Below are 15888 nucleotides of genomic sequence, written 5' to 3'. Positions count from 1 at the left end.
ACCGGACCGGTGTTCGAGGGGCCCTTACGGGACCACGGGGATGAAGTTACGCTGCGCGGACGGCTGTTGACTGGAGGTATCGATGCGTCGCCCTGTCGCGCGGAATCTGGCGGTCCTGGCGGTTTCGGCTGCTGTGGTGTCGGTGGGGGCGGCGGCGCCACCCTCCGGCGCCACGCCAGCGGGTACGGCCCCGGAAAAGGTCCCGGTCGCCGTCGGGTACGGCGGTGCCGTGGCGAGCGTGGACGCGGACGCCTCGGCCGCCGGGATCGAGATCCTGCGCAAGGGCGGCAACGCGGTCGACGCCGCCGTCGCCACGGCCGCCGCGCTCGGGGTCACGGAGCCCTACTCCAACGGCATCGGTGGAGGCGGCTACTTCGTCTACTACGACGCCAAGTCCCGTACGGTACAGACGATCGACGGCCGTGAGACGGCACCCCTGACGGCCGACTCGGGTCTGTTCCTGGAGAACGGGCAGCCGATCGCCTTCGCCGACGCGGTCACCAGCGGCCTTGGCGTCGGTACGCCGGGCACACCGGCAACCTGGCAGGCGGCGCTGGACAGTTGGGGCAGCGAGCGGCTCGGTACGCTGCTGAAGCCCGCGGAGAGGCTCGCGCGCGACGGCTTCACGGTGGACGCCACGTTCCGGTCGCAGACGGCGTCGAACGAGGCGCGGTTCAGATACTTCCCGGACACGGCGGAGCTGTTCCTGCCGGGTGGCGCGCTGCCAGTGGTCGGGTCGACGTTCAAGAACCCCGATCTTGCGCGTACGTACGAGGAGTTGGGCCGCAAGGGCGTCGGCTCCCTGTACCGGGGGAAGCTGGCGAAGGAGATCGTCGACACGGTCAACGAGCCGCCGGTGGACCCGGGTTCGGGCTACAACGCGCGCCCCGGCAAGCTGTCGCTGACCGACCTCGCCGCCTACCGCGCGAAGCGCCAGGCGCCGTCGAAGACCACGTACCGGGGCCTGGGCGTCTACTCGATGGCACCCTCCTCGTCGGGCGGTACGACGGTGGGCGAGGCCCTCAACATCCTTGAGAAGACCGACCTTTCGAAGGTGAGCGAGGTCCAGTTCCTGCACCGCTACATCGAGGCGAGCAGAATCGCCTTCGCGGACCGGGGGCGCTGGGTGGGCGACCCTGCCTTCGAGGACGTACCGACGAAGGAGCTGCTGTCGCAGTCGTACGCCGACTCGCGCGAGTGCCTGATCAAGGACGACGCGGTGCTGACGAGCCCGGTCGCGCCGGGCGACCCGCGCAACCCCGCCGCCTGCAACACCGGCGGGGTCGCGGCGCCGACGACGTACGAGGGCGAGAACACGACGCACCTGACCGTCGCCGACAAGTGGGGCAACGTCGTGTCCTACACGCTGACGATCGAGCAGACCGGCGGCAGCGGAATCACGGTCCCGGGCCGCGGATTCCTCCTGAACAACGAGCTGACGGACTTCTCCTTCGCCCCGGCCAGCCCGGCCGTCCCCGACCCGAACCTGCCGGGCCCGGGCAAGCGACCGCGCTCGTCGATGTCCCCGACGATCGTCCTCGACGCCCACGGCAAGCCGGTCGTGGCCCTCGGCTCCCCGGGCGGCGCGACCATCATCACGACCGTCCTGCAGACCCTGACGGGCTTCCTGGACCGGGGCCTCCCGCTGGTCGACGCGATCGCGGCACCGCGCGCCAGCCAGCGCAACCAGACGACCACGGAGCTGGAACCGGCCCTGTGGACCGGTGAGTTGAGGACCAAGTTGGAGGCAATCGGCCACGGCTTCCGCCTCAACGCCGAGATCGGCGCGGCAACCGGCGTGCAACGCCTCCCGACCGGCAAGTGGCTGGCGGCGGCGGAGACGGTACGCCGGGGCGGCGGCTCGGCGATGGTGGTGCGGCCGGCGTCGTAGGCCGGCGGAGGGCGGGCGGCGTCGGCGTGTTCGAGGCCGCCCCGCCCGCGTGACGCGGCCCGCGCGGCGGGTCAGGCGTATTGGTGTGCCCCCGTGTCCTCGGTCAGTCGACGGCGGGCGGCGGCGTGTTCGAAGCCGGCCGCCCGTCCTCGTGGTCGCGGACCGTCGCCGCCGGCCACGTGTACTCGATCTCCGGCACGGTGAAGCCCGCTGCCATCCGCAGTGGGCGTTCGGCCGTGCGCACGCCGCCCGCGCGCTCGTAGAACGTGATCGCGCGGGTGTTGCCGGCCAGGACCTCCAGGTAGACGTCCTGGCCGGGGTGGTGGCGGGCCGCCCAGGCGAAGCCGTGGTGGAGCAGGGTGCGGCCGACGCCGGTGCCGACGTGGTCCGGCCGGGCGTGCAGGTTGTCCACGTGGACCCGGCCGTCCGTGGCCGTGTCCAGGTGGATGAAGCCGCAGAGGTCTCCGTTCTGTTCGGCAAGCAGGAGACATCGGTCGGCCGACAGTTCCGTTGTGCGCGTTCGCCACTTGGCGAGGTGCTCCGCCGCCACCGGGCCGGCCAGGTACGCGGCGGGCATGAGCGCGGTGTACGCGCTGCGCCAACTGGCCGTGTGCAGGGCCGCGACGCTCTCCGCGTCCGCCGAAGTGCCGTTCCTGATGCGCATGGAGCCGTACGTTACGCCCGGCTCGTGTGCGCCTCCTGGCGTGCCGTGAGGATCCGGGGCCCCGACTCGGTGATCGCCACCGTGTGTTCGGCGTGGGCCGCGCGGGAGCCGTCGTTCGTGCGCAGGGTCCAGCCGTCCGGGGCCTCGTGGTAGCCGTCCTTGCCGCTGCCGATCAGCATGGGCTCGATCGCCAGGACCAGACCGTGGCGCAGCGGCATGCCCCGGCCGGGGCGGCCCTCGTTCGGGACCGGCGGGTCCTCGTGCATCCGGCGGCCGATGCCGTGGCCGCCGAAGCCCTCCGGGATGCCGTACCCCGCCGTACGGCACACCTCGCCGATCGCGTGCGCGATGTCGCCGATGCGGTTGCCGACGACCGCCGCCGCGATACCCGCCGCGAGGGCCCGCTCGGCGGTCTCGACGAGCCGTACGTCGGCCGGGCGCGGCTCGCCCACGATGAAGCTCATCGCCGAGTCGCCCGCCCAGCCGCCCAGCTCCGCGCCGAAGTCGGCGGAGACGAGATCGCCGTCGCGCAGCCGGTAGTCGTCCGGGATGCCGTGCACGATCGCGTCGTTCACCGAGACGCAGAGCACCGCGGGGAACGGCGTCGGCGCGAAGGAGGGGCGGTAGCCGAGGAAGGGGGAGGTCGCCCCCGCCGCACGCAGCACCTCGTGCGCGACCTCGTCCAGCTCCCGCAGGGAAACGCCCACGTCAGCGGCTTCCCGGACAGCCGTCAGGCCTCTGCCGACCACCTGGCCCGTCTCGTACATGGCGTCGATCGCTGTGTCTGTCTTCAGTTCCACCATGCCAATTACTATACCGGTATTAGAATGGCGGCATGGTACGCACTCCTCTCACCCCCGAAGAACGTGAACGCGGCGAGCGGCTCGGCCGGCTGCTGCGTGCGGCGCGTGGTGGCCGCAGCATGGCGGAGATCGCGGCCCGCGCCGGAATCTCCGCCGAGACCCTCCGCAAGATCGAGACCGGACGGGCGCCGACGCCGGCCTTCTTCACGGTCGCGGCCCTCGCGCGGGTCCTCGGACTGTCCATGGACGAACTCGTCGGGCAGTGCGCGCCACTCGCCCCGGTCGCCGCATGAGCCCCGTGGCACGGTTCCGGCCATTGTGACCGTGCTTCACATCACGTTCCGCTGGGTGCGCGGTACTCTGCGTCCGGTCCGAAAACCCCCCGTAGCCCTTCCGTAACACGACTGGTGTTTTCTACGGGGCGGAGTACTCCGTTCGGGCATGGGGTGGACATCATGGCGGTGGAACAACTCCCGGGGCAGGTGCGGGAGTTCGCGCGGTATCTGAGCGGCTTGCTGGCCCGCCTCGACCAGGGCGCGGGCTGGTGCGGCGTGTTCTGGCAGCGCGACCCCGACGGTATGCGCGCCTGTCTCGAGGGGTACGAAGTGCCGCCCTGGGACGTCGTGGAGGCGCTGCTCCAGGATCTCGCCGCCGAATACGGAACCGGTGCCGTCACCCCCGAGGCCGAGCGGGCGCGTGCCCTGCACCAGGCCTCGCTCACCGCGTTCGACTCCCGGCCCGGCGCCCGCGACACCCTCGGCGACCGGCTCGACGTGATGCTCCGCGAACAGAAGTACGCCGCCGAACGGCTCGCCGAACTGGGCCGGTTGCTCAACTCCGCCGGTACCCACGAGGAGGCCGAGGGTTTCCGCCTCGACCTCGCCTGGGCCCACGACGACCATGAACGCGCCACCGCGCGCTGCGCCGAACTCCGGTCCAGGCTCGACCAGTTGGCCCGCCGGGCGGTGAGCGGCGCGACCATCCCCCGCCGCGACCCCGACGACGAGGCGGGCCTGTTCGCCGCCCGCGTCCAGAACACCCCGCAGCCCGCCGACCCCCTGAACCTGCCGAGACAGCGCACCGACACCGACGAGCGGCACCCGGCCGACGACACGGGAGCCTGGTACGGCGACGAGCGCGACGCCGTTCGGCAGCGCGCCGGCGACGACTCGGCCGGCTGGTACGGCGACGAGCGCGACGCCGGTCGGCAGCGTGCGGACGACCGGCCGGCCGCCGGGTACGACGTTGACCACGGTGCCCGTCGCCAGCCTGCCGCCGACGGCCCTGCCGGCTGGTACGACGACGAGCGCGACGCCGGTCGTCAGCGTGCGGACGACCGGCCGGCCGCCGGGTACGACGACGAGCGTGGCGCCGGTCGGCAAGGGGCGGACGAGCGGCCGACCGCTGGGTACGGGAACGGGCCCGGTTCCCAGCGGCAGGCTCCGGACGGCTCCGGTCCCGTCGGCCACGCCGATGACCACGGCCCCGACCGGCCGGGTTCCGAGGACGACCTGCGCCCCTGGCGCGGCCACATCCGTCGCTCCGGCGGCGCGGACGGCGACGACGATCCCCGCCGGGCCGACGCCCCCGACACCCCGGAACCCCCGGCGGAGCGCGGGACGCCACAACTCCCCGCCGACTGGTACGACCCCCCGGCCCCAGCCGCCACCCCCGAACCCGACCCCGAGCCCGTGCCGGAATCCGGCCGCGCCTCCAAGCAGCGCTCCAAGCGCCGCACCCGTGGCAGTGCCCGGTTCGCCGGGATGATGGACGACGCGGACACCGGCGCCACGCCGACCGTCGACCCCACCTCCATGCCGGTCATGCCCGCGCCCGCCGCCGCCCCGACCCGCCGTACCCCGCGAGGGGCACGCTTCGCCGGGTCCCCCGCTGCCGCGAAGCCCGCCGCGCCCAAGCGGGAGGCGCTGGACGACGACGCCCGGCACGACACCATCGACGCCGTCCGCAGCCTCGTACGACTGCGGAGCGAGGGGCGCAGCGGTGAGGCGCACGCGCTGCTCGTCGAGGCCGCCTACTGGCCCGCCGCCCGTTTCCCGCTGCTCGCCGCCGAGCTGCACCGCGCCGGGCTCGGCGCCGACTGGGCGACCCTGCTCTGGGAGGCCGCGTCCCTGCCGGCCGGCCAGCTGGTCGCCGCCGCCGATGCGCTCGTCGCGGCCGGACGCGGGAACGACGGCCAGCAGATCCTGCGGCAGGGCATCGTGCGGCCCGCGCACGAGGTCGGCGAGGCCGTGCTCGGGCTCGTCGAGGAGGGCAGACAGCGCGAGGCACGCGCGCTGCTCGACGCGTACGTCCGCGTCCGCACCCCCGAGGAGGCCGCCCGCAGCGTCGGCCCCGACCCCCAGCACCTCGTACCGCTGCTCCTGGAGGCGGCCCGGGGCGCGTCCGAGGACTGCTACTGGGATCTGGTGCACGCGCTCCGGGTGGCAGGCCACAGTGCGTGACCCGGGTGCGTGGGACTCGCCCACCGGGGTGTGAAACGTGATCGACTCCGCGGGTTAACGGCGATGGTCTTGGCAAGGCTGTTCCGGAGGCTTACTTTCAAGCCCCTACGACCTCTGTCTACGGGCGTAGAGGCTCTCTGACGTCCAGCCGGAAGGAACGGGTCATGGCCAACGTCGTACGTGCCGCTCTGGTTCAGGCGACCTGGACCGGCGACACCGAGTCCATGGTCGCCAAACATGTGGAGCACGCCCGTGAGGCCGCCCGGCAGGGCGCCAAGGTCATCGGGTTCCAGGAAGTCTTCAACGCCCCCTACTTCTGCCAGGTCCAGGAGCCCGAGCACTACAGCTGGGCCGAACCCGTGCCCGACGGGCCGACGGTGGTTCGTATGCAGGAGCTGGCGCGCGAGACCGGCATGGTCATCGTCGTCCCCGTGTTCGAGGTCGAGCAGTCCGGGTTCTACTTCAACACCGCGGCCGTGATCGACGCCGACGGGACCTACCTCGGCAAGTACCGCAAACACCACATCCCGCAGGTCAAGGGCTTCTGGGAGAAGTACTACTTCAAGCCCGGCAACCTCGGCTGGCCGATCTTCGAGACGGCCGTCGGGAAGATCGGCGTCTACATCTGCTACGACCGCCACTTCCCCGAGGGCTGGCGGCAGCTTGGCCTCAACGGCGCGCAGCTCGTCTACAACCCGTCCGCCACCTCGCGCGGTCTCTCCGCCTACCTCTGGCAGCTGGAGCAGCCGGCCGCGGCCGTCGCCAACGAGTACTTCATCGCAGCCATCAACCGGGTGGGGAAGGAGGAGTACGGGGACAACGACTTCTACGGGACCTCGTACTTCGTGAACCCGCGCGGCCAGTTCGTCGGCGAGGTCGCCAGCGACAAGGACGAGGAACTCGTGGTTCGGGACCTGGATTTCGATCTCATCGAGGAAGTCCGGCAGCAGTGGGCCTTCTACCGGGACCGGCGGCCGGACGCGTACGAAGGGCTGGTGCAGCCGTGAGCGATCTGTACGGGCGTCACAAGGCCGTCCTGCCGGACTGGCTCGCCCTCTACTACGAGGACCCGATCGAGATCACCCACGGCGAGGGCCGGTACGTGTGGGACGCGAACGGGAAGCAGTACCTCGACTTCTTCGGCGGCATCCTCACCACGATGACCGCGCACGCCCTCCCCGAGATCACCAAGGCGGTGAGCGAACAGGCCGGGCGGATCATCCACTCGTCCACGCTCTACCTGAACCGCCCGATGGTCGAACTGGCCGAGCGGATCGCCCAGTTGTCCGGCATCCCGGACGCGCGCGTCTTCTTCACCACGTCCGGCACGGAGGCCAACGACACGGCCCTCCTCCTCGCCACCTCCTACCGGCGCAGCAACCAGATCCTGGCGATGCGCAACAGCTACCACGGCCGCTCCTTCTCCACGGTCGGCATCACCGGCAACAAGGGCTGGTCCCCGACCTCCCTGTCCCCGCTCCAGACCCTGTACGTCCACGGCGGCGTCCGCAGCCGAGGCCCGTACGCGGATCTCAGCGACGACGAGTTCATCGCCGCCTGCGTCGCCGACCTGGAGGACCTGCTCGGCCACGTCCGTCCCCCCGCAGCCCTGATCGCCGAACCCATCCAGGGCGTCGGCGGCTTCACCTCGCCGCCCGACGGGCTGTACGCGGCCTTCCGCGAGGTGCTGGCGGCGCGCGGCATCCTCTGGATCGCCGACGAGGTGCAGACCGGCTGGGGTCGCACCGGCGAGCACTTCTGGGGCTGGCAGGCCCACGCGGAGAACGGTCCGCCGGACATCGTCACCTTCGCCAAGGGCATCGGCAACGGCATGTCCATCGGCGGGGTCGTGGCTCGCGCCGAGATCATGAACTGCCTCGACTCCAACTCCATCTCGACCTTCGGCGGCACCCAGATCACCATGGCGGCCGGCCTCGCCAACCTCACGTACCTCCTGGAACACGACCTCCAGGGCAACGCCCGTCGCGTCGGCGGTCTGCTGATCGAGCGGCTGCGGGGCGTCGCCGCCCAGCTTCCGGGCGTACGGGAGGTCCGTGGGCGCGGGTTGATGATCGGCGTCGAGCTGGTGAAACCCGGTACCGACACCGCCGACCCGGAGACCGCCGCCGCCGTGCTCGAAGCGGCCCGGGCGGAGGGGCTGCTCCTCGGCAAGGGCGGCGGCCACAACACGAGCGCGCTGCGCATCGCACCGCCGCTGTCGCTCACCGTCGCGGAGGCCGAGGAGGGCGCCGCGATCCTCGAACGCGCTCTGAGGAGCTGCGTCCAGTAACACCACAGCAAGGAAGTCGGCCCCATGCTTACGACCACCACCTTGGAACCCGCCCTGTCGGTCCGTCAGGTCCTCGGCCTGGAACGGGTGCTCGCGGGTGAGCCCGAGGTGGTGGCCGGGGCCGGCCATCTCGACCGGGCCGTGCGCTGGGTGCATGTCGCCGAGGCCGCCGATGTCGGCGTGATGCTCAGTGGCGGCGAGATGATCCTCACGACCGGGGTGCTGCTCGCGGGGGACGAGGAGGCCCAGGCCGAGTACATCCGGTCGCTGCACCGGGCGGAGGCAGCCGCCGTCGTTCTCGGGCTCGGGCGGGCCTTCCCGGCGCCGCCGGACGTCATGCGGCGCGCGGCCGAGCGGTGCGGGCTGCCCATGGTGGTGCTCCATCGGCCGTTCCCCTTCGCGGAGTTGACGGAGGAGGTCCAATCCCGGCTCGTACGGCGGAAGTTCGCCGCCGTGAGTCTGTCGGAGGCGGTAAGGACCGCTCTTACGGGGCTGATTACCTCCGGTGCTCCCATGCAACTGCTCCTCGACGAGGTCGCCTCGCACAGTGGCTGTCCGGTCGTCGTCACCAACCTCGCCCATCGTGTCCTCGCCACGGCGGGGGAGCGGTCGTCCGTCGACGACGTGCTGCGGGACTGGGAGCGCATCTCCCGGCAGGCGGGCGGGAGCGAGGGCGACGGATGGATCCGGGCCGAGCTGGGCGGGCGCGGAGAGCGGTGGGGGCGGATCGTGCTCTGCGGATATCGCGGCGACGTCGCCACCGGGCGGCTGCTCGCCGACCGGGCCGCCGAGGCGCTCGTCCTGCACCGCATGCTCGGGGGCTCCGTGCACACCTGGGAGGAGCAGTCCGCGCAGAGCCTGCTCACGGACCTGGTGAGCGGGGTCGTACCGGCCAGGCAACTGCTGCCGAGGGCTCGCGCGGCCGGGCTGCCGGTCAACCGGCGGACCTTCGTGCCGCTCGTCGTACGGGACGGTGACCCCGCCGAACTCGACCGCGTACTACGCCTGTTGGGGCTGCCGGGGCTGGTCGCCGAGCTGGCCGACGACGCCACCGCCGTCCTGCTGAGTCTCGCCCGGGACCAGGACGCCAAGGCGCTCGCCGCACACTTCGCGCTCCGGCTGCGTACGGAGACCGCCGGGGCCCGGACCGTCGTGGCCGCCGCCGAGGCGCTCGGCTCCTGGGACGACGTACCGACCGGACTGCGCGAGGCGCTGCATGTCGCGGCGGCCGTCGCGGACACCCCGGCGGGGCAGGATCTGCCGGTCCTGGTGCACCTGAGGGACGTACGCCTTCGCGGGCTTGTGCGGCTGTTGCGCGACGATCCGCATGTCCAGGCGTTCGCCGAGCGGGAGCTGGACGGGTTGCTGTGCGGGGCCGAGGGCGAGTCCGAGCTGCTGCCGGTCCTGCGGACCTATCTCGCCACCGGGCGCAACAAATCACGTACCGCGCAACTCCACCACGTCTCGCGCCCCGCGCTCTACCGCCGCCTGGAGGCGATAGAGGCGCGGCTCGGGCTCGATCTCGACGACTTCGAGCAGGCCGCCTCCGTGCACATCGCACTCCTCGCGCACGACGCTCAGCAAGGCCGATGACCGCACGCTCCATTGCTCCGTCTTACCGCTCCGAAACATCAAAGGACCTGGGAAAACAGTGGTGAAACATGGGACCGAGTCAGGGTGACACCGTGGAACGCCGGACGCCCGCAGGCGTGACACCGTGCAACTCAAACCCGATCTCCGGGCTTCCTAGGCTCGGCGTACACCGAGTGACCGGAGGTCCCGATGAGCAGGGTGATTCGCGCCGCCATCTTCCAGACTGCCTGGACGGGCGACAAGGAGTCGATGATCCAGGTCCACGAGCAGGCGGTCCGCGACGCCGCGGCGCAGGGTGCTCAAGTCATGTGTTTCCAGGAGCTGTTCTACGGACCGTACTTCTGCCAGGTCCAGGACAAGGCGTTCTACGAGTACGCCGAGCAGATCCCCAACGGCCCGATCGTGAAGCGCTTCCAGGCCCTCGCGAAGGAACTGGGCATCGTCCTCGTCCTGCCGATGTACGAGGAGGAGCAGCCGGGCGTCCTCTACAACACGGCCGCCGTGATCGACGCGGACGGCTCGTACCTCGGCAAGTACCGCAAGCACCACATCCCGCAGGTCGCCGGGTTCTGGGAGAAGTTCTACTTCCGTCCGGGCAACGCGGGTTGGCCGATCTTCGACACCGCCGTGGGCAAGATCGGCGTCTACATCTGCTACGACCGGCACTTCCCGGAGGGCTGGCGTGCGCTGGGCCTCGAAGGCGCCGAGATCGTCTTCAACCCGTCGGCCACCTCGCGCGGTCTGTCCGCCTACCTGTGGCAGCTGGAGCAGCCTGCGGCGGCCGTTGCCAACGAGTACTTCGTCGGCGCGATCAACCGGGTCGGTGTCGAGGAGCTGGGCGACAACGACTTCTACGGGACCTCGTACTTCGTGGACCCGGAGGCACAGTTCGTCGGCGAGGTGGCGAGCGACAAGGAGACCGAACTCGTCGTCCGCGACCTGGACCTCAACAAGCTGCGCGAGGTCCGCGACCGCTGGCAGTTCTTCCGCGACCGCCGCCCGGAGGCGTACGGCCCGCTGACGGCGCCGTAACAAGCAGACGGTCACACCCGCGCCCCGCTTTCAGGGGCGCGGGGCAGCGTCCATTTGCGGCTCCGCCGCGGGGCGCGACCAGCCACACCCAACCGGCACCTTTGAGACAACCGAACGGAGCGTGAACCCATGGCCGGCCGTACCGTCATCCGAGGCGGACTCGTCATCACCGCGTCCGACGAGATCCACGCCGATGTCCTGATCGAGGACGGCCGCATCGCCGCCCTCGCCACGAGCGGAACCGCGACCGCCGAGTCCTGGACGGCCGAGCGGACCATAGACGCCACCGGGAAATACGTCATCCCCGGCGGCGTCGACGCGCACACCCACATGGAACTGCCGTTCGGCGGTACGGCCGCCTCGGACACCTTCGAGACCGGCACCCGGGCCGCCGCCTGGGGCGGTACGACCACGATCATCGACTTCGCCGTACAGAGCGTCGGCCAGTCCCTGCGCGACGGACTCGACACCTGGAACGCCAAGGCCGACGGCAACTGCGCCATCGACTACGCCTTCCACATGATCGTCTCCGACGTGAACCAGGACACGCTCAAGGAGATGGACCTGCTGGTCGAGGAGGGCGTCACCTCCTTCAAGCAGTTCATGGCCTACCCGGGCGTCTTCTACAGCGACGACGGCCAGATCCTGCGCGCCATGCAGCGCTCCGCCGAGAACGGCGGCCTGATCATGATGCACGCCGAGAACGGCATCGCGATCGACGTCCTGGTGGAGCAGGCGCTGGCCCGGGGCGAGACCGACCCCCGCTACCACGGCGAGGTCCGCAAGGCCCTCCTCGAAGCGGAGGCCACGCACCGCGCCATCAAGCTCGCGCAGGTCGCGGGAGCGCCCCTGTACGTCGTCCACGTCTCGGCGCAGGAGGCAGTCGCCGAGCTGGCACGGGCGCGCGACGAGGGGCTCAACGTCTTCGGCGAGACCTGCCCCCAGTACCTGTTCCTCTCGACGGACAACCTCGCCGAGCCGGACTTCGAGGGTGCGAAGTACGTGTGCAGCACGCCACTTCGGCCCAAGGACCACCAGGCCGCGCTGTGGCGGGGCCTGCGCACGAACGACCTCCAGGTCGTCTCCACGGACCACTGCCCCTTCTGCTTCGAAGGGCAGAAGGAGCTGGGCCGCGGCGACTTCTCGAAGATCCCCAACGGGCTCCCGGGCGTCGAGAACCGCATGGACCTGCTCCACCAGGCCGTCGTCGACGGGCACATCAGCCGTCGCCGCTGGATCGAGATCGCCTGCGCCACCCCGGCGCGGATGTTCGGCCTCTACCCGAAGAAGGGCACCATCGCCCCGGGCGCCGACGCCGACATCGTCATCTACGACCCGGCGGCCGAGCAGACCGTCTCCGCCGAGACCCACCACATGAACGTCGACTACTCGGCGTACGAGGGCAAGCGGATCACCGGCCGCGTCGAGACCGTCCTCTCGCGGGGCGAACTCGTCATCACCGAGCGGGAGTTCACCGGACGCGCGGGTCACGGCGTCTACACCCCCCGCTCCACCTGTCAGTACCTCAACTAGGAGCAGCGCTCATGGACTTCGGACTCGTCCTGCAGACCGACCCGCCGGCCTCGCGTGTCATCGAGCTGATGCAGCGCGCCGAGGGCAACGGCTTCACGTACGGCTGGACCTTCGACTCCGCCGTGCTGTGGCAGGAACCGTTCGTGATCTACAGTCAGATCCTTTCCAGCACCGAGAAGTTGACGGTCGGCCCGATGGTCACCAACCCGGGCACCCGCACCTGGGAGGTCACCGCCTCCACCTTCGCGACCCTCAACGACATGTTCGGCAACCGCACGGTCTGCGGCATCGGCCGCGGCGACTCCGCGATGCGTGTCGCCGGCCGCTCGCCCAACACGCTGGCCCGGATCAGCGGCGCGATGAAGGTCATCCGCTCGCTCGGTCGCGGTGACGAGGCCGACCTCGGCGGTACGGTCATCAAGTTCCCGTGGGTGAAGCCGGGCGCCGAACTCCCCGTCTGGATGGCCGCGTACGGCCCCAAGGCGCTCAAGATGACCGGCGAGGAGGCCGACGGGTTCATCCTCCAGCTCGCCGACCTCTACCTCACCGAGTACATGGTGAAGACGGTCAAGGACGCCGCCGTCGCCGCCGGACGCGACCCGTCCGAGGTGAAGATCTGCGTCGCCGCCCCCGCGTACATCACCGAGGACGACTCGCCCGAGGCGCTCGCCCACGCGCGCGAGCAGTGCCGCTGGTTCGGCGGGATGGTCGGCAACCACGTCGCCGACCTGGTGTCGAAGTACGGCGAGCACTCCGCCGCCGTACCCGAGGAACTCACCGATTACATCAAGGCCCGTGAGGGGTACGACTACTCCCATCACGGCCGCGCCGACAACCCCGACACCCAGTTCGTGCCCGACGAGATCGTCGACCGGTTCTGCATCATCGGCACACCGGAGATGCACATCGAGAAGCTCAACAAGCTGCGTGAACTGGGCGTCGACCAGTTCGCGGTCTACGACATGCACGACGCGCAGGAGAAGGTCATCGACGCGTACGGCACGACGGTCATCCCCGCCGTCAACAGCTGACCCCTTCCCAGAACGACAACTCCCCGTCCCCCCACTCCTGTTCTCCCCTCCTCCACCGTCCTGGAGGAGGGGGCCGGAGCCCGCACGGCCTTTCCGGATCCGCCCCTCGTTTGATTGGCCTGCCCATGACCGACACCGCTCCCACGGCCATACCGCCGTCCTCCCAACTCACCCTCCCCGACGGCCGGGTGGAGATCTCCCCCGACGCGCCCGCCCCCAGCGGGCCGTACGCCAACGAGGACCTGCTGCCGGTTCCGATCGAGAAGCGCACCTGGACCACGTACAACTTCTCGGCGCTCTGGGTGGGCATGGCCCACAACACGGCCTCCTGGACCCTTGCTTCGGGTCTGATCGCCGTCGGCATGGACTGGAAGCAGGCCGTGCTCACGATCGCCCTGGCGAACGTGATCGTGCTGATCCCGATGCTGCTCACCGGGCACGCCGGGCCCAAGTACGGCATCCCGTTCCCCGTCTTCGCACGCGCCTCCTTCGGTATCCGGGGCGCCAACCTCCCCGCTGTCGTACGGGCGTTGGTGGCCTGCGGCTGGTTCGGCATCCAGACCTGGATCGGCGGCGAGGCGATCTACTTCCTCGCCGGCAAGCTCATCGGCAACGGCTGGAGCGACGCCGGGAAGATCGGCGGCTACGCCTGGACGATGTGGCTGTCCTTCGCCATCTTCTGGGCGATCCAGGTCGCGATCATCTACCGGGGCATGGAGACGATCCGCCGCTTCGAGAACTGGGCAGCGCCCTTCGTGCTTCTCGGCGCGGGCGTGATGCTGTGGTGGATGGCCGACAAGGCCGGCGGCTTCGGTCCGCTGCTCGACCAGCCCTCCAAGCTGGGCTACGGCGCGGACTTCTGGAAGATCTTCGCGCCCGCCCTGATGGGCATGATCGGTTTCTGGTCCACGCTGTCGCTGAACATCCCGGACTTCACCCGGTACGGGAAGAGCCAGAAGGCCCAGACCTGGGGGCAGGCGCTCGGTCTGCCGACCACGATGACGCTCTTCGCGTTCCTGTCCGTCATGGTCACCTCGGGCTCGCAGGCCGTGTACGGCGAGGCGATCTGGGACCCGGTACAGCTCGCCGCCAAGACCGACAACGTCTTCGGTCTGCTGTTCGCCCTGGTCACCGTGCTGGTGGCGACCCTGTCCGTGAACGTCGCGGCCAACCTGGTCTCCCCGGCCTTCGACTTCTCCAACATCGCGCCCCGGAAAATAAGCTTCCGGGCCGGTGCGCTCGCCACCTGCGTCCTCGGCGTCCTGATCTTCCCGTGGAAGCTGTACTCCGACCCGCAGGGCTACATCTTCACCTGGCTCGGTCTGGTCGGCGGGCTCCTCGGCACGGTCGCCGGCATCCTCATCGCCGACTACTGGATCCTGCGCCGAGGCAAGCTCGACCTCGCCGACCTGTACAAGCCGGGCGGACGCTACTGGTACGAGAACGGCTGGAACTGGCGTGCGGTAGTCGCGTTCCTGGTCGGCGGTGTGCTGGCGATCGGCGGCGCCAACTTCGCGCCGCTGATCGACGGGCGGCCCATCCCGGCGCTGTCCTCGCTGGCGGACTACGGCTGGGCCGTGGGCCTGGGCACCTCGATGGTCCTCTACCTGGTGCTGATGCTGGCGACCGGCAAGGGGAAGGACGAGGTGGAGGCGCAGGCCTGACCCTGTGACCCGATGTGGAGGGCGGCCGGTTCTACCGGCCGCCCTCCAGCGCTGCCACCGCGTCCCGGGCCGCCTTGATGGCGCCCTTGTTGATCACATCAGTGCTGGGCGCCTTCTTCGACTCGAAGTCACTGCCGTTGTACGTGATGATCACGAGCGCGTTCGACGCGCGGACCAGCACCACGCCCTCGCGGGTCTGCTGCTTGTCCTCGGTGGTGAGGTTGACGACGGAGTAGGCGGCGTCACCGAGACCCGGCACGACTCCGCCGCCGCTCTTCTCGGTCATCCGGTCCTTGTACGTCTTCTCCGCCGCCGCGTCCGTGTCGGACAGCTCGAACGACACGTCGAGCCAGCGGTAGTCGTACCCCTTGAGCGCGTTCCAGGAGCAGGTGCGGCGCGCCTCCGTGTCCGTCGACGGGATCTCCTTGCCGGCCGCTTTGGCGCCCGGGACAAGGGACTTGATCGTGCCAGGGGGTATGGCCGAGCAGGGCGCGGGCGCGGCGGTGAAGGTCTTCGAGGCCGCCGAGGTCGAGGGCGCGGTGGGCGACGAGGACGCGCCCTTGGCGGTCGTCTCGGGTTCGTCGGCGGTCGGTGACGCGGCGAGCGGACCCGAGGACAACGCCCAGCCGGCGGTGGCGAGCACGGCGACCGGCGCCAGGCGGGTGACGAGCGCGAGCGGCAGAGGAAGGCTCAAGGCGCACTTCTCGTGGGGGACGGTGCGGAGGGGGGTCCGCACTCCGGACGGGACGCCAGTGTCACATGACTGCCTGTGGGGCGGAAGTAAGAACTCGCTCCGTGGCTGTGCGATGACTGTCCTTCATGATCGGCCGCCCGGACTGTCCGTCAGAATGCCCAAATCGGCGTCGACAGTGCCCAATTCACTGTTAATGCGATCAATTGCGGCGAATGACTCATAGGTGACTGG

General features: G+C 70.3%; 13 protein-coding genes. 10 read left to right on the top strand and 3 right to left on the bottom strand.

The genetic code is table 11. The features are described 5' to 3' along the window. Positions 1–82 precede the first annotated feature (82 nt). Complete coding sequence (ggt, locus tag ACFYXF_RS39415) at positions 83–1891, top strand: gamma-glutamyltransferase (RefSeq protein ID WP_389356805.1); 1809 nt, start codon at positions 83–85, stop codon at positions 1889–1891. 103 nt (positions 1892–1994) lie between these two features. Here ggt and ACFYXF_RS39410 read toward each other — a convergent pair whose 3' ends face one another. After that, complete coding sequence (locus ACFYXF_RS39410) at positions 1995–2555, bottom strand: GNAT family N-acetyltransferase (RefSeq protein ID WP_389356804.1); 561 nt, start codon at positions 2553–2555, stop codon at positions 1995–1997. Between the two features lie 11 nt (positions 2556–2566). After that, entirely contained in the window at positions 2567–3358 is a 792-nt protein-coding gene (gene map / locus ACFYXF_RS39405; protein ID WP_389356803.1) for a type I methionyl aminopeptidase, read from the bottom strand. 32 nt (positions 3359–3390) lie between these two features. Here map and ACFYXF_RS39400 point away from each other — a divergent pair, with 32 nt between their 5' ends. The 9 genes from ACFYXF_RS39400 (at position 3391) to ACFYXF_RS39360 (ending at position 14963) form a co-directional block, all read left to right on the top strand. Then, a complete protein-coding gene (locus ACFYXF_RS39400; RefSeq protein WP_389356802.1) occupies positions 3391–3651 on the top strand; it encodes a helix-turn-helix domain-containing protein in 261 nt (86 codons plus the stop codon). A gap of 162 nt (positions 3652–3813) precedes the next feature. Further along, complete coding sequence (locus ACFYXF_RS39395) at positions 3814–5820, top strand: hypothetical protein (protein ID WP_389356801.1); 2007 nt, start codon at positions 3814–3816, stop codon at positions 5818–5820. 164 nt (positions 5821–5984) lie between these two features. Beyond that, positions 5985–6827: a nitrilase-related carbon-nitrogen hydrolase gene (locus ACFYXF_RS39390; protein ID WP_389356800.1), complete on the top strand. Its 843-nt coding sequence runs from the start codon at positions 5985–5987 to the stop codon at positions 6825–6827. Then, on the top strand, positions 6824–8110 hold the full coding sequence (locus ACFYXF_RS39385) for an aspartate aminotransferase family protein (RefSeq protein WP_389356799.1): 1287 nt from the start codon (positions 6824–6826) through the stop codon (positions 8108–8110). Before ACFYXF_RS39390 ends, ACFYXF_RS39385 begins: the two co-directional genes overlap by 4 nt. Positions 8111–8134: 24 nt before the next feature. Then, positions 8135–9703 carry a PucR family transcriptional regulator gene (locus ACFYXF_RS39380; protein ID WP_389356798.1) on the top strand — a complete coding sequence of 523 codons (1569 nt, stop codon included), beginning with the start codon at positions 8135–8137 and terminating at the stop codon, positions 9701–9703. A 189-nt stretch (positions 9704–9892) separates the two neighbouring features. Beyond that, positions 9893–10735, top strand: coding sequence for a nitrilase-related carbon-nitrogen hydrolase (locus ACFYXF_RS39375; RefSeq protein ID WP_389356797.1), 843 nt, complete (start codon positions 9893–9895; stop codon positions 10733–10735). A gap of 129 nt (positions 10736–10864) precedes the next feature. Continuing rightward, entirely contained in the window at positions 10865–12268 is a 1404-nt protein-coding gene (hydA, locus tag ACFYXF_RS39370; protein WP_389356796.1) for a dihydropyrimidinase, read from the top strand. Between the two features lie 11 nt (positions 12269–12279). Next, entirely contained in the window at positions 12280–13299 is a 1020-nt protein-coding gene (locus tag ACFYXF_RS39365) for a TIGR03842 family LLM class F420-dependent oxidoreductase (RefSeq protein ID WP_369031340.1), read from the top strand. A gap of 125 nt (positions 13300–13424) precedes the next feature. After that, positions 13425–14963: an NCS1 family nucleobase:cation symporter-1 gene (locus ACFYXF_RS39360; RefSeq protein ID WP_389356795.1), complete on the top strand. Its 1539-nt coding sequence runs from the start codon at positions 13425–13427 to the stop codon at positions 14961–14963. A 31-nt stretch (positions 14964–14994) separates the two neighbouring features. Here the strand turns inward: ACFYXF_RS39360 and ACFYXF_RS39355 are convergent, their stop codons facing one another. Continuing rightward, positions 14995–15657 carry a hypothetical protein gene (locus ACFYXF_RS39355; RefSeq protein ID WP_389356794.1) on the bottom strand — a complete coding sequence of 221 codons (663 nt, stop codon included), beginning with the start codon at positions 15655–15657 and terminating at the stop codon, positions 14995–14997. Positions 15658–15888 lie beyond the last annotated feature (231 nt).

The sequence above is a fragment of the Streptomyces sp. NPDC002680 genome, assembly GCF_042889145.1.
GTDB lineage: Bacteria > Actinomycetota > Actinomycetes > Streptomycetales > Streptomycetaceae > Streptomyces > Streptomyces adonidis.
Note: the sequence above shows the minus strand (reverse complement) of the source record. Positions and strands in the feature narration are given on the sequence as shown.